This is a genomic window from Bacteroides sp. OF04-15BH, from assembly GCF_003477995.1.
Lineage (GTDB): Bacteria > Bacteroidota > Bacteroidia > Bacteroidales > Bacteroidaceae > Paraprevotella.
Genome location: NZ_QUEM01000017.1, coordinates 14,115 through 31,631 on the forward strand (window position 1 = coordinate 14,115; position 17,517 = coordinate 31,631).

Here is a 17,517-nt window from a genome sequence, read left to right on the forward strand (position 1 = left end):
TCTACTTATACTAGCTTTTATTCCACTTTCAATGAATAGTTAAAATCTGTTTACAGATGGAATGAAATGGCGTACTCAGATATATGGAACTCATGAACATGAAGTGGTTAAATCAATAGAAGTTGTAACCATTGAAAAGACTCTGGATGAGAATTGCTTTAATATGTATCGTTTTTATGAAGATAACACATCTGATAAGGAACTTATAGCCGTTATCAAAACAGAGGAATCCAAAGTTTATTTTAACCCTAACGGATTCAAATCTTCCGAATGGTATCTTTTATATGATTTCAGCCTTAAGCCTGGCGAAGGATGCTTCATATATAATCCATTAACATTTACCGAAGATTCAGAACCATATAAAACCTATGTCAAGTGCATCGGTATAGATGAAAAATTTACTGAGGACTGGAGTCTGTTGCGACTCGAAGAATACACAGACAATTCCTGTTTAAATCTTATAGGCTATGGATCTTGGATAAGGGGTTTATCATCTCTAAACGGAATCTTATATAACAACCGATTTGAAGTTGATGGATTCAGTTCATCTCTATTAGAAGTTTCTGACAATGAGAGGATTCTTTATTCTGATATACCATCAGGAGTTTTAGAAATAACCGACACCTCTATTCCTAATATCAAGGTTGATGGTTTAGATATATATATTTCAGTCAATGATGATATTTGTGGTTCTATATATTCTCAAGCTGGAGTGCATATAGGAGATTACAAATTCAGCAAAACACCAACGCATATAAAATTATCTAACAGGGGTGTCTATATTTTAAAACTTGAAAATACTTCAAAAAAAAATATTAGTTCCTTAACGGCCTTTTATGAAACAATATCCGGGAAGCCATCTGTAGAAGACTTCCCGGTATTATTTTAATTCCATATTCCATTCCTTTGCATTGTTTGTATTATTTTGTTGGACCATTATGCTAAAGTCTGTATTAGTTACCAGTAGAGAACCACTTTTTATTCATTTCTTCCAGAAAGTTTAGGGTGAGATCATAAGGAGAATTTTCCGGGAGTAGGGCATCGGTGCCACAAAATGGACATACGGCTGTTTCTCCTTTGCTATCCTTAATGAAGTCTTCTATTTCATAAGAAGGAAAAATCCTATTGCAGGAAAAGCATCCGCAATATTCTGATTTTTCTATAAGTTCTTTGTTGCAGATTGAATATTTATGAGCATCTTGAAGCACCGCTTCTGCCATTTTTTGTTTGGCTTTCTTGTCTTTGATGCGGTTTATCTGTTTTTGTGCAATCAGACAGCATAATGTTTGGGCTGCCGATTCAGATAAATGATGACTGGAACTGAGTGTTCGGGGCAGATGTCCTAAATCATCTTGAATGTCGTAATAATATTTTTCTCCGAACAGTTCATCTGCATCGCCGATAAAGCAATGAATCCGTTCTTTATCATCCTTCGGAAAATATCTCCACTTATATTCAAATGGTTCATAGGTATCAATCATTTCTTTTGAAGCTGCCGGCAGTCCGTTTTGTGCTTTGAGTTTAGGTAGTTCAATGCTGGGCAGATAGCAGGGATTGACGACAAAACGCTCCACCCCTTCGGTGAGGAGAGTCAGGAAGCCCCCTAAAGAACAACCGATCACCAGATCAATATTTTCTTTCAGGATGGTTTCGTGTATTTGTTTGAGGGCCACGCAACAGTCATTCTGTTCGTAATCCATGCCGATAATTTCGCAACCTTCCGGTAAGTGCTTCTTTAATAGATGATAACTGTGCCCTTCCGGCGATCCGTTGAAACCGTGTATATATAAGATTTTCATGTTTTGTGTATTTAAAGTTTATGAATTCTGTTAGAAACAGAGGTAATATAGACTCTTTAAATAAGAAATTCAAAAAAAACATGGATTTCTTTTCACGGATAGAAGATGTTGCGTGGATAAAGTTCTGTGAGATTTGTTTGTCTGTGTATTGATTTTTTACTAAAATTGTATTGTTTAAAATATTTACCAAATGATTATGAGAATGTCAAAAGTAAGATTTCAGACCATAATTATGGCTGTTCTTTGTTTATTTGTAAAAATTCAGGTGGCTCATGCATCGGCTAAAGTTGGGGAGGCTACCGTTTATGAAGATCGTACGGTTACGGTTAATTTGCCGGATCCATACAAGAGAACTCTGATGCAGTCAACGGGAGTAACCTATCAATGGTATTCAGAGAGTAACTCCTATGCTACGGTGACCAGTTCTACACGTTACAGTGCAACCATCAAGGGAGTCAGAGCAACGTCTTCATGTAAAGTATATTTTAAATGCAGCTATTTTATTGATGGTTTTTACCGTACGATGGATTTTTATTATGACATTACGGTGAAGGCAACCACCATAAGTGTCACCAATGTGTCGCTTTCCCGCTCGTCTGCTACCATGAAGGAGGGAAATACCTTGCAGTTGACGGCTACGGTATATCCTTCGAATGCTACCAATAAACAGGTCTACTGGTCTAGCAGCAATACTTCTGTAGCAACAGTCAGCTCTTCCGGTCTGGTTTCAGCCAAATCTGAAGGATCAGCTACCGTAACCTGTCGTGCAGCTGATGGCAGTGGAAAATATGCGACTTGCCGCATTACGGTTGAGTCTTCTATGGTTTACATATCAAGTATAGCATTGAATGAAACCGAAAAGACTTTATATGCAGGAGAAACTTTGCAGCTTCGCGCTGATATTACTCCTTCTACCGCTACCCACAAATCATTGGACTGGTTTTCTGACAATGCGGCAGTAGCTACAGTTTCCAGCAACGGTCTGGTTACTGCAAAGTCTTCGGGAAACGCAACGATAATCTGTAAGGCGAAAGATGGCAGTGGAAAATCAGCAGCATGTTCCATTGTCGTTAAGGAAATCGTAAAACCGGTATCTGTTTCGTTGAATCGAACAAAAGCTGTTTTAAAGGAAGGAGAGACCTTGCAGCTGATAGCAACGGTGACTCCGGAAGATGCTACAGATAAATCATTGACTTGGATCAGTGATAATAGGGAAGTCGCTACAGTTGATAATCATGGATTTGTCACGGCACAAAGAAAGGGTACTGCCAATATCATTGTGATGACTGCAAACGATTTGGCTGCGGTCTGTGCCATAACCGTGGAGTCTGAAGCAACCGGAGAAACATTGGAGTGGCAGGGCAGCTATCATGTTTCAGCAAGTCACGTAGAGAACAACCCGACACAGACTTATCCGGATGAATTTGATTTGGTTATCCAGAAGAATGAGGGCGCTTTTTATATCACTTCTATGTTTGGTTGTGATTTGACCCAATATAATAATGGGGGATTAAGGTTGAAAGATCAGGGAGATGGCACTGCTACAGTTGATATTTCTGAGTATAACATTCTGAATTATACCGATAACAGTAATCCGTTGTATACGCTTTATGTTTTCGATGAGGCTACAGATGACTGGAGTGATACATGGACTTTGAAAATGAATGATGATGGGTCTTTGCTGTTGGGAGATTTCTATGTTGCAGCCTTTTTATGGTCTGAGGAGAACCAAAAATGGCAGGATGGAGAACTGGAAGCCTTATATTATAAGGTGACAGGAGAGAAAAAGAATCTTACCGGAATGGCTGGCCAGCCGGCAGAGATGCCTGCTTTATATTCGACTCCTGGAGCCCTTATTCTAGATCGGATTACCGATATTGCTGTGTATCGGGATAATGGTGTTCTGGTTTATAAGGGAAAGACAAATCAGGTGAATAATCTTTCCAAAGGGTTATATATTGTCTGTATCGGTAGTCAGAGCCGAAAAGTTCTGGTAAAATAGGTGAAGAAAAAACAAGTCGTCCCGGCTCAGAGATATTTTGAGTCGGGACAACTTGTTTTTTTTCAGGAAAATAGCTTCTTACAGATTGCCGGCACTGAGCACACTGCAATCCATCTGTTTCAGCACTTCCAGACTGCGGTTCAAGTCACTTGGTCGGATCACCACATTGGCTTTGTCGCCTTGAGCAAAGGCATACATGTACTCAATGAAGATGTTCTGCTCGGCCAGACGTTCCAGAATGACAGACAGAGAACCGGCGGTGTTGGCGCAGCTGATACAGATCACTTCGGTTTGAATGACCGAGAAGTTGGCAGCCCGCAATACTTCGATAGCACGGTCTACATCTGATACGATGAGGCGCAGAATACCGAAGTCGGTGGTTTCAGACATGCTGAAAGCGTGCATGTTGATGCCGGCCTTACCTAAAGCTTTGGTCACATCATTGATGCGGCCGCTTTTGTTTTCCAGAAAAACGGATATTTGTCGTATAGTCATAAGGCGTAGTTTTTTATTTGATGATTCGTTTATCAATGACACGTTTGCTCTTGCCCTCGCTGCGTGGGATAGAATTCGGCTCCATCAGTTTCACCTGAGCGCTGATAGAGAGCACACTCTTCAATCGGTCGGCCAGTTTCTTCTTCAGGTTAAGCAGCGAACCCATCTCGTCGGTATAGAGTTCTTTGCGCAGCTCCACCTGTACTTCCAAGGTGTCCAGATTGCCCTGACGGTCCACGACCAGCATATACTGTGGCTCGAATTCCTTCATTTCCAGAATGACACTTTCCACCTGTGAAGGGAATACATTGATGCCTCGGATGATGAGCATATCGTCTGAACGGCCGATGATGCGGGTGATGCGTACGTTGGTACGTCCGCATTCGCAAGGTTCGGTAATCAGTGAGGTCAGGTCCTTGGTACGGTAACGCAGCAATGGCATACCGGTTTTGGTCAGTGTGGTCAGCACCAGCTCGCCAGTCTCTCCGGCAGGCAGTACCTGTCCGGTTTCCGGATCAATGATTTCCGGATAGAAATGATCTTCGCTGATGTGAGAACCGTTTTTGCAAGAACATTCATAGGCTACTCCCGGACCGATAATCTCGCTCAGACCGTAGATGTTATAACCTTGCAGCCCCAGTTTCTGTTCGATTTCCTGACGCATGTTTTCGGTCCAGGGCTCGGCGCCGAAGACTCCGACACGCAGATGCAGGTCTTCTTTGGTCATGCCTTTCTTCTGCATGGTTTCGGCCAGATACAGGGCATAGGACGGAGTACAGGCCAGACCGGTCACTTGCAGGTCCTTCAGCAGGTGCAGATGCTTTTCGGTATTTCCGGTAGAGGTCGGGATTACAGTAGCTCCTAAATGTTCCACACCGTAATGCAGTCCCAAGCCTCCGGTAAACAGACCGTAGCCGTAGCCTACGGAGAATACATCCTCACGGGAGATGCCGAAGGCACCCAAAGCCCGGGCGGTGACTTCTTTCCATACTTCCAGATCATGACGGGTGTAGCCTACGACTGTAGGATTGCCGGTGGTTCCGGATGAGGCATGCACGCGCACGATTTCCTGCATGGAGGCGGCTTGCAGTCCGTAAGGGTAGTTGTCGCGCAAATCCTGTTTGGTTGTAAACGGCAGTTTGACAATATCGTCTATTGTCTGGATATCCTCAGGGGTGAGGTCCATCTCCTGCATCTTCTTGCGATAGAAGGGAGTATTGTGATAAACCAGATCGACCAGTTTGTGTAATCTCTTGCCTTGGAGCATACGCATGTCTTCGCGGCTCATGCACTCCTTGCTTTCATTCCAAATCATTGTTGTGTTTTTTCGGTAATATTAAAAATAATAATGTGTGTTATAGGGGATGGTCGGCATGGAATGCTTTCATGCGTTCTTCCAGTACCGGATAAAGTTCTTCACGCATGCGCGAGGTACAGGCGCGCACTCCGTTCTGTTCGCAACCGGTAGTGCTCAAGGAAATACTGCTCACACCGTAGTAAAGCAGTTCCTTTAACAGTTGACCGCTGGGCATGTTGCCATAGCCTAAGGTAAAGAAGAAACCGTCGCCAACGGGTTGGGTCACATCATGGTCGTACACGATATGGAAACCGTTGTCGGTGAAAATCTTTTTCATGCGTTCGGCACGTCGTCCGTATTCCCGGGTGTCTTCCACAAAATCAATGCGTCCTTCTACAGATGCATCCAGCATGGCTGCATAGGCATATTGAGTGGAGGCCGTGCATCCCGAAGTGATCATGTAAAGAATGGATGCGATTAGGGTTTGTCCGAATATACCGGAGTCACCGTAGCGCTCAGCCAGTGCCGGATAGTGGGTGTGAAACAGTTTTTCGGGCACACAGAGCACAGCCATACGCTGACCGGCATAGCTGAATATCTTGGAAGAAGAAAGCATCAGCACATAGTTGTCGGTGTAACGGGCCACAGTAGGAGGGTAGGGCGGCTGCCAGGGTTTGCCCAGATCACTGCGGAAGTCCATGCAGAAATAGGCCATGTCTTCCATGACGATGGCATCGTAGCGGGTAGCCAGTTCGCCGATAATCTTCAGCTCGGAGTCTTCCAGACAGATCCATGCCGGATTGTTGGGGTTGGAATAGACGATGGCGGCAATATCCCCTTTGCTCAGATAAGATTCCAGCTTCTCGCGCAAAGCCTCTCCGCGATAATGATAGATGTCGAACCATTCCCACTGCGCTCCGATGATGCGTAACTGGGATTTCTGGATGGGGAAGCCCGGATCGATGAACAAAACCTTGTTCTTTCCCGGGATACGCTGGGTACATGCGATGAAAGAGCCGTATGAGGCGGCTACGGAACCGGTGGTAGGGATACATCCTTCGGCCGGAATATCTATGTCAATAAAAGCCTTTACAAAACGGGATGCAGCAGCTTTCAGTTCGGCCACACCAGCTGCAGCCGGATATTGTGAACCGACACCACGGTCCAGAGCCGCTTTTTCGGCTTCGATGCCGATCTGATTGGCCGGCAGACCGGGAGAGCCCTGATCCATACGGATAAAGGGAATGCCGGTCTTTTCTTCCAGACGTGAGGCTACCAGAAGCACTTCGCCGATGGTGGCCTGTTCCAGGTTGGCTATCTGCAGTTCGCTGACTACCGAGGCCACCAATTCTTCGCTGAATACTTGATGTTTCATGGCTGTTCTGTTTTTAGGGGTTCTCGGCGGCTGCATAGCCCAAATCGAAAGCTTTCTGATTCATTTCTACCACGGCTGCTCCTTTGGAACCGAACACACGGGCAATGCTGTCGCGCAGTTCTTCAACGGAAACGATGCCCAGATAGCGGGAAGCGGCTCCGAGAAGGATGACATTGGCGCATTTCGGCATGTTATGTTCGTGGGCAATCTGCTCTACATCTACCAGAATGATGTGAGGCAACTGGGTCAGTTCCTCTTTTAAGGCTTGCTCGTCAGGATAGTTCGGGATATTCTTGAAGGGAGCGGAGGAAGTGATGATCCAGCCTTCACGGTCCAGATAGGGCAGATAGCGCAGGGCTTCCATAGGCTCGAGTGAGAGAATCATGTCGGCGGTACCCTGAGCGATCAGGTCTGAGGCAATAGGACTGTCGGAAAGACGCAGATTGGACTGCACGTCACCGCCGCGCTGACTCATTCCGTGTACTTCGGCCTGTTTCAGATACAGACCGCTGTGTGTGGCTGCTTCGCCGATGATAGTGGCGATGGACAGGATGCCCTGTCCGCCCACACCGGATAATATGATATCTGTTTTCATGCTTTTTGTTCCTTTCTTTTTTGTTTCAGTTTGCGGTTTAAGGTCTGGATACATTCACGGCGCGGAATGATGACAGATACTCCGTTGTATTCGATTTCTTCGCGGATGACGCGGGTAATTTCTTCCATGTTCTTAGGCAGAGGGACAACCACACGCACGTGTTCCGGCTCTACACCGAGTCCCAGACAGATGGCCTCAAATTTATTGGTTCCCGCAGAATCCTGTCCTCCGGTCATGGCCGTGGTCAGGTTGTCCGAGATCACTATGGTAATATTGGCTTTGTCGTTGACGGCATCCAGCAATCCGGTCATTCCGGAATGAGTGAAAGTGGAATCGCCGATGACAGCAATAGCCGGGAACAAGCCTGCATCGGCGGCACCTTTGGCCATCGTAATGGAAGCACCCATATCGACACAACTGTCAATGGCACGGAAAGGAGGAAGGGCACCTAAGGTATAGCAGCCGATATCGGCAAAGACGCGGGCATCGGGATATTCGCGAACCACTTCATTCAAGGCATTATAGACATCGCGGTGACCACAACCCTGACACAGGGCTGGCGGGCGCGGAACCAGATTTTTCGGTGCTTCGAAGAAGCGCTTGCTGGCGATTCCCATGGCAGCTGCTACATTGTCAGGTGTCAGTTCTCCGGTGCGAGGCAGATCGCCAGTCAGGCGGCCTTTAACCGGATAGTCGGCACCCAGCATTGCGTGTACCTGTTCTTCAACGAAAGGTTGTCCGTCTTCCACAACCAGAATTCCCTGGCATTGGGCTGCCAGCTCATGAACAAGGGCTGCGGGCAACGGATATTGTGCAATCTTTAATACCGGGAAATCATCGTGTCCTCCTTCAGCTTCCTTGACATAGTTGTAACCGATGCCGCAGGCAATGATACCGATTCCTTTACTGTTGCTGCCTGCTTCCAGACGGGTGTGATGTCCTTGAGCTGCCAGAGATTCCAGTTCGGCCTGTTTTTCAATAAGGGAGGCATACTGACGGCGTGCATTGGCCGGCAGTAGCACCCAGGATGCCGGGTCCTTGGCATAGGGCAGTTTTTGAAGCGGCTGTGCTTCTGTCTTTACGGTGACGGCCGCGCGTGAATGGGCCATACGGGTAGTGATGCGCATCAACACCGGCAGTTTCTGCTTCTCGGACAATTCAAAGCCGTAAGGCATCAAATCGTATGCTTCCTGCTGTGACGACGGTTCCAGGATGGGCATCAAGGAGAATTTACCGTAGAAACGGGAATCCTGCTCGTTTTGAGAAGAGTGCATCGAAGGATCATCGGCCACAATCACGATGAGTCCGCCGTTTACTCCGGTCATGGCTGAATTGACAAAGGCATCGGCAGCCACATTCAGTCCGACATGCTTCATGCAGACAATGGCACGGCATCCGGCGTATGACATACCCAAGGCTGCTTCCATAGCAGTCTTTTCATTGGTACACCAGGTATTATGTATGCCTCGTTCTTGAGTCAGCGGGTGTTTTTGAATATATTCCGTGATTTCGGTGCTGGGGGTTCCGGGATAGGCATATACGCCTTTGATGCCGGCATGCAAAGCACCCAGTGCGATGGCTTCATCGCCTAAAAGGAGTTTCTTGTCAGTCATATCTTATTTTTTTAGGTATTCGGTTTTAAGGAGCAATCTGGAACGGGTCTGCATCATTCAGTACCGGGAATTTTTCCCGGAAGCGGTTCAGCTCTTCCAGATCAATAAGGGCCGAGACAACATCTTCCTGATTGTTCCGGCATGCTGCCAGGTCTTTTCCATAAGGATCAATGAGGACACTGCCTCCGCAGTATTGGCAGGACGGATCGGTTCCTACGCGATTGACTCCGGCCACATAGCATTGGTTTTCGATGGCACGGGCATGCAGAAGGGTGGTCCAGGCTTCGATACGCGATTCCGGCCAGCTGGCTACGTATAGAATCAGGTCATAGTCTTTGCGATTGCGTGCCCACACCGGAAAACGAAGATCGTAGCAGACCTGTAAGAGAATACGTACTCCTTGGTATTCCACAATAACCCGCTCTGTTCCGGGAGTGAAGGTGTGGTGTTCACCGCCATAAGTGAACAGGTGCTTCTTGTCGTAGAAACAATAATGACCGTCGGGATATACAAAATAGAAACGGTTGTAATATTTTCCGTCGGCATGTGTGGCTACACTGCCGGCCAGTGCACATTGCCTTTTCCGGGCTGTTTCCTGCATCCATTCCAGGCTTCCTGCTTCTGTCGCTTCTTCTGCTATTTTGTGTGGTTCGGTACAAAAACCGGTAGAGAACATCTCCGGGAAAACATAAAGATCCGCCAACGGTGAGGAAGAGAGTTTTTCTTCCAGATGTTGGCGATTTTCTTCTGGGCTGGCCCAAATAATATCACTTTGAATAATACTTATTTTCATGGTCTTTTCAGCTTTTAGCATATAAAAGTATCTATTTATTTATATTCTGCCAAATATTTCTATAGATTATTACTTTTATTGCCGTAAATAGTATTCGTTTCTTGTTCTTATTCCTGTTTAACGAATATCAGTTTTCCGGTATCATAGCCACGTTTTTCCAGCCGTTGCAGGATTTCAGCATTCAGAGAATCCGGCAGGGTTTTGGTCCGGCTCAGAATCCACAGGTATTTTTCAGAGCTGCTTCCGATAACGGCGTAGCGGTAATCGGGGTCTAATTCCAGAATATAATAATCGGAGTAGAACCAGAGAAAAAAGGACACTTTGAGTTTTCCGGGATCATTTGCCTGAGGTAAATAGGCTTTACCAATCACCTGTTTGTGTTTTCCGTTTTTATAGCCTTCATTCAGAACCATGATTTTTCCATTGGGCTTGAAAGCATAAGTGGCCGTAACCAGAGTCATTCCTCTTTCAAAGTAGTGATCGTATCGGGCAATTTCATACCAGGTGCCCATGTATCGGGCCAGATCGACCTGAGTGACGGTATGATTGTCTATATTCTGATTGTTCGTTTTCATAGGCATGATTTTATAGATTATTCAAAATTACCAAACTTTGCTGGGGAAAACAAGATAATGATGCGGATATTGTCAAATAAAGTCATAAAATTCTTTCATTTTGAACATTTGTTCATTATCTTTGCAATGTTATCATAAAATAATCCTATGTCACCCCGTCCGAAGAATTTTAGAAAAGTAAGTGGAGTTCCGGTTTCCTGTGGCTTTGTGCCTTTGTCTGAGGGAAATCGCGAAACAGTCGTTTTGCATCTGGAAGAATACGAAACGGTTCTTTTGTGCGATTATGAAGGACTGACCCATGCACAGGCTGCACAACAGATGGGTGTTTCCCGTCCGACGATTACCCGAATTTACGCTTCGGCACGACAGAAGATAGCGAGGGCCCTGGTAGATTCCTGTGCATTGGTTGTCGAGGGAGGAAACGTGTATGTTGATGGAGGGTGGTTCCGATGCCGGCATTGTGGCTTTGTTTTTAATCAGGCTGAGCCGTTGCCGGGTGGTGAATGTAAAGACTGTTTACTTTGTGGAGGACGGTGTGATGAGATTGATTTTTTAAAATACAGGAAAATGAAAAAAATTGCTTTACCGACAAGAAATGGTCAGATTGATGATCATTTCGGACATTGTGAGTTTTACACGATTGTATCAGTGAATGAAGAAAACCAGATTGTATTGGCAGAGACGATGCCATCTCCTCAGGGATGTGGCTGTAAATCAAATATCGCCTTTAAGTTACAGGAAGACGGGGTGACGGTAATGCTGGCCGGTAATATGGGAGCCGGAGCACTGAATAAATTGTCGGCCTGTGGTATTCAGGTCTTTAGAGGTTGCAGTGGTCCTGTCCTGGATGTGGTGCAGGCTTACTTGCGTGGTGAAATTCAGGACTCCGGCATGGGATGCCAGCATCATTCTGAAGACGGTCATCAATGCGCCCATCACGAATAAGAGTTCCAGAATATTAAAATCTTGTTTTGTCGAAATTTTTCCTTGTCTCTACTGTTGCGATATATTCAACAGCTGTTTGAAACGGTTGTTGGCAAATATAACTATATTTGTACTTTAGTTGTAGAATAGTAGGGAAATATGATTCATATTGGTAAAGTTATAGAGAAAGTGCTCCGTGACCAGGGAAAAACTGTTACCTGGTTCGCCAGAAGTTTGTACTGTGGCCGCACCAATGTGTATAAGATTTTTCAGCGGGAAAGCGTAGATTCGGAAATGCTTTACCGCATATCCAAGATATTGTCTCATGACTTCTTTAAATACTATTCTAAAGAGCTGGAGGAAGATACGGAAGAGATTTAGTCGGAAGATTTAAGATAATAAGGATACAAAAAAAGCAGTCTGAAAAGACTGCTTTTTTTGTGTTATAGTTATAACGCTTATGCTTCTGCCTTAGGTTCAACAGAAACAACGCTTCTGTCCTGACGTCCTTTGTAGCTACCTTTCTTGAAAGTTACTACACCGTCTACCAATGCGTAAAGAGTGTGATCGCTACCCATACCTACGTTCTTACCTGGGTAGTGAACTGTACCACGCTGACGAACGATAACGTTACCAGCGATGCAAGCCTGACCACCAAAAATCTTAACGCCTAATCTTTGTGATGCTGATTCACGGCCGTTCTTAGAACTACCTACACCTTTCTTATGTGCCATTTTCTTTTACGTTTTTAATGATTAAGCAATAACTTGTTTGATAGTTAACTCAGTGAACTGCTGGCGATGACCATTCAGTTTACGATAACCTTTTCTTCTCTTCTTGTGGAATACCAATACCTTGTCGCCCTTTACCAGCGGAGATACAACTTCGCATACAACCTTAGCGCCTTCTACAGTAGGAGCACCTACAGTGATGTTACCGGCATTGTCAACCAATAATACTTTCTCAAACTCTACAGTCTGATTTGCTTCAGCATTCTGAATGTGGTAAACGAACAATTTCTTACCTTCTTCAGCTTTGAACTGCTGACCGTTAATTTCTACAATTGCGTACATTTATTTTATTATAATTAAACGGGTTTCTCCGCAAGGCGAATACCATAGGTATTACTTTACCGAGCCTCCACGGACTAAAATCGGCTGCAAAGATACAACATAATCCGAAATCGGACAAATATTTATACTTACAGTTTTGGGATTTAATATTTTTTATAAATTGTTTTCTGTGAGATAGCGTTCAGCTTCAATGGCTGCCTTACAGCCGCTTCCTGCAGCAGTAATGGCCTGACGATAATGAGGATCGGCTACATCGCCTGCTGCGAATACGCCCGGAACTCCTGTGCGTGGAGTTGCTCCTTCTGTCTGGATATATCCCACTTCGTCTGTTTGAATCCAAGGTTTGAAGATGTCTGAGTTTGGCTTGTGACCAATGGCCAGGAAGAATCCGTCTATAGCAATGTCATAACGGGTTTCGTCAGCTTCGCCCAAACGTTTTACCAGATGTGCTCCTTCTACACCGTTTTCTCCGAAAAGACCCACGGTGTTGTGCTCAAAAAGAACTTCAATCTTAGGATTGTTCAGGACACGCTCCTGCATAATCTTTGAAGCACGAAGATAAGGCTTGCGCACAATCAGATAGACCTTGCTGGCCAGTCCTGCAAGATATGTGGCTTCTTCGCAGGCTGTATCACCGCCTCCGACAACGGCTACCACCTTCTTGCGATAGAAGAAACCGTCGCAAGTGGCGCAGGCGCTGACTCCCATACCGGCGTATTTCTTTTCATCTTCCAGACCCAGATATTTGGCAGTGGCTCCGGTTGCGATAATCAGAGTGTCGGCCGTAACCTCGTCTCCGTTGTCGAATGTTACCGTGTAAGGGCGTTTGCTCAAATCGGTCTTGATGGCGATGGCGCTACGGATGTCTGCACCGAAGCGTTCAGCCTGCTTGCGCAGATCGTCCATCAGCTCCGGACCGGTGATTCCTTCCGGATAACCCGGGAAATTCTCTACTTCTGTGGTTGTGGTCAACTGTCCTCCAGGCTGTATTCCTTCATAGACAACCGGATTCAGATTGGCGCGACCGGCATAGATTGCCGCAGTGTATCCGGCCGGGCCGGAACCTATAATCAGGCAACGAATATGTTCCATAATAATTCTTGTTTTTATTTGATGTAAATGAATTATCTCAAATCAATCACTTCTGCGTTAGGATACGCTTCTTTGGGGAAGGTGAAGTCCTGATCGTTGAATTTTTGCTGGTTTTTGAAATCACGGACAACGATTTTGGTCCAGCTTCCGTTTTTCTGACGGAAACGGATGCAGAAAGGAGTATAGTTGCTTTGGCTCACGTCCAGAAGAATTTCCTGGATGTCATTTGATTTGCTTTCAGCTGTGAGTCTTACGGTATATACTCCCTGACCCCGAAGAGTTCCTTTCTGGACAGAGTAGTTGAATCCTTTTTTATAAATGTTTAAAATGGCGTAGGGATTCATTCCCTGCAATTCAGAGGCCGAAGGGGTGCTGACATTGACTTCATCGTTCTGTTTGAGGTAGCTCCATTGGGTCTTTCCGTCAAACCAGGTGATCAGATCGTTGGTGGTCAGCTGGAATTTTTGTCCTTTGATTTTCATTGTGCCCGCGCTGCTGCCCTGAGACTGTCCGTTGACAAAATTCTCGGCAGTGAATCTGGCGCTGATTCCTTTGCCTTTTTCAAAAGCTTTTTCTGTAGCTTCCAGTACTTTTCTTGCTTGCGGATCTTTTTGTGCAGCAACATTTTGAAGGGTGCATACGAACAAAAGTAATAAAAAGATTTTCTTCATAGGTCTTTGTTATCTTAAATTATTTAAACGCATTTCCAGATCAGTTTCATCCACGCAGAGTACTTCGCGCGGCTTGCTTCCCTGAGCAGAACCGACAATGCCGGCTTTCTCCAACTGGTCCATAAGACGACCGGCACGGTTGTAGCCGATGGAGAATTTTCTTTGAATCATGGAGGTTGATCCCTGTTGAGTATTTACAATCATGTGTGCGGCTTCCTCAAATAAAGGATCGAGATTGCCCATGTCCACATTACCGGTGCTTTCCTCGCCTTCAATCTCAACACGCGGCAATTCAAACGGACCGGCATAGCTTTGCTGTTTGGCGATGTAGTTGGCTATATGTTCCACTTCCGGAGTGTCTACAAAAGCACACTGCACACGTACCGGCTCACTGCCACTGAGGAAAAGCATGTCTCCGCGGCCAATCAGCTGGTTGGCACCCGGACGGTCCAGAATGGTGCGCGAGTCAATCATGGAACTTACCTTGAAAGCCATGCGGGCCGGGAAGTTGGCCTTGATGGTACCGGTAATGATATTGGTGGTCGGACGCTGGGTGGCGATAATCATGTGGATACCTACTGCACGTGCCAGCTGGGCAATACGGGCTATCGGTAATTCGATTTCCTTGCCCGCCGTCATAATCAGGTCGCCGAACTCATCAATGACAACGACAATGTAAGGCATAAAGCGGTGTCCGTTTTCCGGATTCAACTGACGGTTCTTGAATTTGGTATTATATTCCTTCAGATTACGGGCACGGGCTTTTTTCAGCAAGTCATAGCGGCTGTCCATTTCCTGACACAGACTCTTCAGGGTCTGTACCACTTTATTGACATCGGTAATGATCGCTTCTCCCGGTTCGTCTGCTACTTTAGCCAGGAAATGATTTTCAATTGGCGAGTAGATACTGAATTCCACTTTCTTGGGATCGACCATAACGAACTTCAGTTCCGCCGGATGCTTCTTATAAAGCAAGGACGTGATGATGGCATTCAAGCCGACTGACTTACCCTGTCCGGTGGCACCGGCAACCAGCAGGTGAGGCATTTTGGCCAGATCGACCATAAATACTTCGTTGGTAATGGTTTTTCCCAATGCGATAGGCAGCTCCATGTCGGCCTCCTGAAATTTTTTGCTGTTCAGAATACTTTCCATGGAAACCATCTGAGGACGGGCGTTCGGTACTTCAATACCGATGGTTCCCTTTCCGGGTATCGGGGCTATAATACGGATACCCAGGGCACTTAGACTCAGGGCAATATCATCTTCCAGATTCTTGATCTTGGAGATGCGTACTCCTTTGGCCGGAGTGATTTCATAAAGCGTGATGGTTGGGCCGACAGTGGCTTTGATCGAAGAAATGCCGACACCGAAGTTTTGCAGAACTTCGATGATCTGGTCCTTATTCTTGTTCTGTTCCTCCATGTCAATGCCCGAGCCGGTTTCTTCGTAGCGGTTGAGCAGTTCCAGAACCGGATATTTATAGTTTTCCAGATCCAGTTTGGGATCGAAAGGTTCCAATGCTCCTTTACCGTTGCTGTTGGCTGTTTCTTCTTGGGTGGTTTCTGCAATATCCAAAGGAATATCAGTGTCTTTCAGCACGGGAACAGCTGAAGGAGGGGCCTTGGGAACAACAGGCTCGGTCTGCACCGGTTTGGACGATGTAGTAGGAGTCAGGTCAAAATCAATGGTAGCCTGTGTGGATGTTTCATTTTCCGGAACCGTGTCTTCTGTTTCTTCCTCTTTTTCTGGGGACGGAGAAACCGGTTCCGGCGTTTCCGTTGTCGGATTTACGGCGCTGTCTTCGGAGTTGCTGTTTCCTCTCTTAAAGGGTGTTTGCGGAATCTTTGATTTGATATAATCCACCGGATTCAGCAATTTACGTACGAAAATAATCGTTGTTTTGCTCAGATAGATGAAATACACCAGAGCGCTGAGCAGAATAATGAGGAATACTCCGAATGAGCCCGCTGATTGAGTCAGGCGCTCCACGATGTATTGGCCGTGATGACCTCCTGGATTTAAAAAACTCCAGGAAGGGATTCTGGAGATCAGATTATCCAGAAAATAGGAAGAAGATATGGAAACCCAAAATGTCAGGAAGGCACAGTGGAGAAACCATTTCCATAAGCGTATGTGATAAGCTTTGGTCAGTTTCATGGATGCGGCCAACAGGAAAATCGGGATGAAAAATGCGGCAAAGCCGAAGCATTGGTTCATCCAGAAATCGGCACAATATGCGCCGATGCTGCCTGCGTAATTGGCAAAACCTTCATGGGCATGAGCTTCGATAAGTCCTTGATCTTCAGCTCCGGTGAAAATATGTGATGAAAAAGACAACAGCATCAGCAAACTGATGACGAGCAGAATACTTCCTGCCAGAAAATGAAAGGTTTCCTGACGGTTGGGCTGTTCGTTTGCTGAAGTCTGATTCTTGTTTTTTTTCTTTCCTGATGCCGAGTTGTTTTTTGAGGTTTTGTTTCCTAATTTGGTTATTTGTATTGTAGTGTTGTTTTTAGACATGTAAAATGGCTTTTAAGAGAATCTTTCGCAAAATTAATCTAAAATCGCATATCTCTGTATATTTTCATGTGAAATTTGTTACCTTTGTAACGTGAATTTATTTAAAAGAACCACAGTTTTATGGAAAAGATAAAGGCAGTGATTTATGCTAAAGATGTTTTGGAGTTTGTGACTGTAGGCGTGCAGTTTTGTGCTTTTCTGGAGCAGGATTCGCCGACAAAAACCAACGACTTCATGGCAACCTTATTGAAACTTCTTCCTTTGCTGTATTTAAAGGCTGAAATGTTGCCTCGCGTAGACGACATGCAAGACTGCTTCCCTGAAGAATTTGTTACAGAACAGGACTATGATGCTGTTCGTGCCCGGGTGGCCGCCCTTTTGGGAGATAAGGACGCTTATCTGGATCTGGATATTGCCAATCTGTATTATGTGCAGGAACCTCAGGTAAAGAGTATTTCGGAAGATCTGGCTGATGTTTATCAGGCTGTCCGGAATTTTGTGACTACGTATAAACTGGAAATAGAGCAGAGCATGTATGATGCTTTGGGACAGGTAAAGGAACAGTTTGATTTATATTGGGGACAGACCTTGCTGAATGCGCTTCGTGCCTTGCATGGCGTGCGTTCTGCAGAACGAAACGATCCGGACGAGGAGCACGATGCCGAGGACGATTTTTTAGATTAAGGGAGC

Annotated in this window: 18 protein-coding genes; 5 read left to right on the top strand and 13 right to left on the bottom strand. The window is 45.6% G+C overall.

The window, feature by feature from the left end:
- Positions 1 to 61 precede the first annotated feature (61 nt).
- Positions 62 to 889: a hypothetical protein gene (locus tag DXA74_RS08940; protein WP_118526792.1), complete on the top strand. Its 828-nt coding sequence runs from the start codon at positions 62 to 64 to the stop codon at positions 887 to 889.
- Between the two features lie 64 nt (positions 890 to 953).
- On the opposite strand, the gene DXA74_RS08945 is transcribed toward DXA74_RS08940, so the two are convergent.
- On the bottom strand, positions 954 to 1,799 hold the full coding sequence (locus tag DXA74_RS08945) for a YqiA/YcfP family alpha/beta fold hydrolase (protein ID WP_118526794.1): 846 nt from the start codon (positions 1,797 to 1,799) through the stop codon (positions 954 to 956).
- Positions 1,800 to 2,001: 202 nt separating this feature from the next.
- Between DXA74_RS08945 and DXA74_RS08950 the strand changes: the two genes are divergently transcribed.
- The gene (locus tag DXA74_RS08950) at positions 2,002 to 3,801 is read left to right on the top strand and encodes an Ig-like domain-containing protein (RefSeq protein ID WP_158576051.1); all 1,800 of its coding nucleotides are present in this window, start codon (positions 2,002 to 2,004) and stop codon (positions 3,799 to 3,801) included.
- Positions 3,802 to 3,879: 78 nt separating this feature from the next.
- Here the strand turns inward: DXA74_RS08950 and DXA74_RS08955 are convergent, their stop codons facing one another.
- The 7 genes from DXA74_RS08955 to DXA74_RS08985 all read right to left on the bottom strand — a co-directional run bounded on the left by DXA74_RS08955 (position 3,880) and on the right by DXA74_RS08985 (position 10,544).
- The gene (locus DXA74_RS08955; RefSeq protein ID WP_118526798.1) at positions 3,880 to 4,296 is read right to left on the bottom strand and encodes an ACT domain-containing protein; all 417 of its coding nucleotides are present in this window, start codon (positions 4,294 to 4,296) and stop codon (positions 3,880 to 3,882) included.
- Between the two features lie 13 nt (positions 4,297 to 4,309).
- Complete coding sequence (locus DXA74_RS08960) at positions 4,310 to 5,611, bottom strand: phenylacetate--CoA ligase family protein (RefSeq protein ID WP_118526800.1); 1,302 nt, start codon at positions 5,609 to 5,611, stop codon at positions 4,310 to 4,312.
- A gap of 40 nt (positions 5,612 to 5,651) precedes the next feature.
- On the bottom strand, positions 5,652 to 6,968 hold the full coding sequence (locus DXA74_RS08965) for a pyridoxal phosphate-dependent aminotransferase (protein WP_118526802.1): 1,317 nt from the start codon (positions 6,966 to 6,968) through the stop codon (positions 5,652 to 5,654).
- Between the two features lie 13 nt (positions 6,969 to 6,981).
- Positions 6,982 to 7,563 carry an indolepyruvate oxidoreductase subunit beta gene (locus tag DXA74_RS08970; RefSeq protein WP_118526804.1) on the bottom strand — a complete coding sequence of 194 codons (582 nt, stop codon included), beginning with the start codon at positions 7,561 to 7,563 and terminating at the stop codon, positions 6,982 to 6,984.
- Positions 7,560 to 9,176: a thiamine pyrophosphate-dependent enzyme gene (locus DXA74_RS08975; RefSeq protein WP_118526806.1), complete on the bottom strand. Its 1,617-nt coding sequence runs from the start codon at positions 9,174 to 9,176 to the stop codon at positions 7,560 to 7,562. Before DXA74_RS08975 ends, DXA74_RS08970 begins: the two co-directional genes overlap by 4 nt.
- A 25-nt stretch (positions 9,177 to 9,201) precedes the next feature.
- Positions 9,202 to 9,969 carry an amidohydrolase gene (locus DXA74_RS08980; RefSeq protein ID WP_118526908.1) on the bottom strand — a complete coding sequence of 256 codons (768 nt, stop codon included), beginning with the start codon at positions 9,967 to 9,969 and terminating at the stop codon, positions 9,202 to 9,204.
- 107 nt (positions 9,970 to 10,076) lie between these two features.
- Positions 10,077 to 10,544, bottom strand: a complete 468-nt coding sequence (locus DXA74_RS08985) for a lipocalin family protein (RefSeq protein ID WP_233550497.1) — start codon at positions 10,542 to 10,544, stop codon at positions 10,077 to 10,079.
- Between the two features lie 147 nt (positions 10,545 to 10,691).
- Here DXA74_RS08985 and DXA74_RS08990 point away from each other — a divergent pair, with 147 nt between their 5' ends.
- Both DXA74_RS08990 and DXA74_RS08995 read left to right on the top strand, forming a co-directional pair.
- Positions 10,692 to 11,489, top strand: coding sequence for a NifB/NifX family molybdenum-iron cluster-binding protein (locus DXA74_RS08990; protein ID WP_118526810.1), 798 nt, complete (start codon positions 10,692 to 10,694; stop codon positions 11,487 to 11,489).
- Positions 11,490 to 11,627: 138 nt separating this feature from the next.
- Positions 11,628 to 11,849 (top strand): XRE family transcriptional regulator, encoded by a 222-nt coding sequence (locus DXA74_RS08995; protein ID WP_118526812.1) that lies wholly within the window; start codon positions 11,628 to 11,630, stop codon positions 11,847 to 11,849.
- Positions 11,850 to 11,926: 77 nt separating this feature from the next.
- Here the strand turns inward: DXA74_RS08995 and rpmA are convergent, their stop codons facing one another.
- The 5 genes from rpmA to DXA74_RS09020 form a co-directional block, all read right to left on the bottom strand.
- Positions 11,927 to 12,202 (bottom strand): 50S ribosomal protein L27, encoded by a 276-nt coding sequence (rpmA, locus tag DXA74_RS09000; protein WP_118526814.1) that lies wholly within the window; start codon positions 12,200 to 12,202, stop codon positions 11,927 to 11,929.
- 21 nt (positions 12,203 to 12,223) lie between these two features.
- Positions 12,224 to 12,541, bottom strand: a complete 318-nt coding sequence (gene rplU, locus DXA74_RS09005; RefSeq protein ID WP_118526816.1) for a 50S ribosomal protein L21 — start codon at positions 12,539 to 12,541, stop codon at positions 12,224 to 12,226.
- A 153-nt stretch (positions 12,542 to 12,694) separates the two neighbouring features.
- Positions 12,695 to 13,633 carry a thioredoxin-disulfide reductase gene (gene trxB / locus DXA74_RS09010; RefSeq protein ID WP_118526818.1) on the bottom strand — a complete coding sequence of 313 codons (939 nt, stop codon included), beginning with the start codon at positions 13,631 to 13,633 and terminating at the stop codon, positions 12,695 to 12,697.
- Positions 13,634 to 13,665: 32 nt separating this feature from the next.
- The gene (locus DXA74_RS09015) at positions 13,666 to 14,304 is read right to left on the bottom strand and encodes a LolA-like putative outer membrane lipoprotein chaperone (protein ID WP_118526820.1); all 639 of its coding nucleotides are present in this window, start codon (positions 14,302 to 14,304) and stop codon (positions 13,666 to 13,668) included.
- A gap of 9 nt (positions 14,305 to 14,313) precedes the next feature.
- Complete coding sequence (locus DXA74_RS09020; RefSeq protein ID WP_118526822.1) at positions 14,314 to 16,827, bottom strand: DNA translocase FtsK; 2,514 nt, start codon at positions 16,825 to 16,827, stop codon at positions 14,314 to 14,316.
- A 120-nt stretch (positions 16,828 to 16,947) separates the two neighbouring features.
- On the opposite strand from DXA74_RS09020, the gene DXA74_RS09025 reads away from it, so the two are divergent.
- Entirely contained in the window at positions 16,948 to 17,511 is a 564-nt protein-coding gene (locus DXA74_RS09025) for a DUF5063 domain-containing protein (protein ID WP_118526824.1), read from the top strand.
- Positions 17,512 to 17,517 lie beyond the last annotated feature (6 nt).

Excerpts from the sequence above, each read along its gene's own strand:
- DXA74_RS09015 (WP_118526820.1), bottom strand. The coding sequence starts at position 14,304 with ATGAAGAAAATCTTTTTATTACTTTTGTTCGTATGCACCCTTCAAAAT.
- DXA74_RS08960 (WP_118526800.1), bottom strand. The coding sequence starts at position 5,611 with ATGATTTGGAATGAAAGCAAGGAGTGCATGAGCCGCGAAGACATGCGT.
- DXA74_RS08995 (WP_118526812.1), top strand. The coding sequence starts at position 11,628 with ATGATTCATATTGGTAAAGTTATAGAGAAAGTGCTCCGTGACCAGGGA.
- DXA74_RS09025 (WP_118526824.1), top strand. The coding sequence starts at position 16,948 with ATGGAAAAGATAAAGGCAGTGATTTATGCTAAAGATGTTTTGGAGTTT.
- DXA74_RS08985 (WP_233550497.1), bottom strand. The coding sequence starts at position 10,544 with ATGAAAACGAACAATCAGAATATAGACAATCATACCGTCACTCAGGTC.
- DXA74_RS08955 (WP_118526798.1), bottom strand. The coding sequence starts at position 4,296 with ATGACTATACGACAAATATCCGTTTTTCTGGAAAACAAAAGCGGCCGC.
- DXA74_RS08970 (WP_118526804.1), bottom strand. The coding sequence starts at position 7,563 with ATGAAAACAGATATCATATTATCCGGTGTGGGCGGACAGGGCATCCTG.
- trxB (WP_118526818.1), bottom strand. The coding sequence starts at position 13,633 with ATGGAACATATTCGTTGCCTGATTATAGGTTCCGGCCCGGCCGGATAC.
- rplU (WP_118526816.1), bottom strand. The coding sequence starts at position 12,541 with ATGTACGCAATTGTAGAAATTAACGGTCAGCAGTTCAAAGCTGAAGAA.
- DXA74_RS09020 (WP_118526822.1), bottom strand. The coding sequence starts at position 16,827 with ATGTCTAAAAACAACACTACAATACAAATAACCAAATTAGGAAACAAA.
- DXA74_RS08980 (WP_118526908.1), bottom strand. The coding sequence starts at position 9,969 with ATGAAAATAAGTATTATTCAAAGTGATATTATTTGGGCCAGCCCAGAA.
- DXA74_RS08950 (WP_158576051.1), top strand. The coding sequence starts at position 2,002 with ATGTCAAAAGTAAGATTTCAGACCATAATTATGGCTGTTCTTTGTTTA.
- DXA74_RS08945 (WP_118526794.1), bottom strand. The coding sequence starts at position 1,799 with ATGAAAATCTTATATATACACGGTTTCAACGGATCGCCGGAAGGGCAC.
- DXA74_RS08975 (WP_118526806.1), bottom strand. The coding sequence starts at position 9,176 with ATGACTGACAAGAAACTCCTTTTAGGCGATGAAGCCATCGCACTGGGT.
- DXA74_RS08940 (WP_118526792.1), top strand. The coding sequence starts at position 62 with ATGAAATGGCGTACTCAGATATATGGAACTCATGAACATGAAGTGGTT.
- DXA74_RS08965 (WP_118526802.1), bottom strand. The coding sequence starts at position 6,968 with ATGAAACATCAAGTATTCAGCGAAGAATTGGTGGCCTCGGTAGTCAGC.
- rpmA (WP_118526814.1), bottom strand. The coding sequence starts at position 12,202 with ATGGCACATAAGAAAGGTGTAGGTAGTTCTAAGAACGGCCGTGAATCA.
- DXA74_RS08990 (WP_118526810.1), top strand. The coding sequence starts at position 10,692 with ATGTCACCCCGTCCGAAGAATTTTAGAAAAGTAAGTGGAGTTCCGGTT.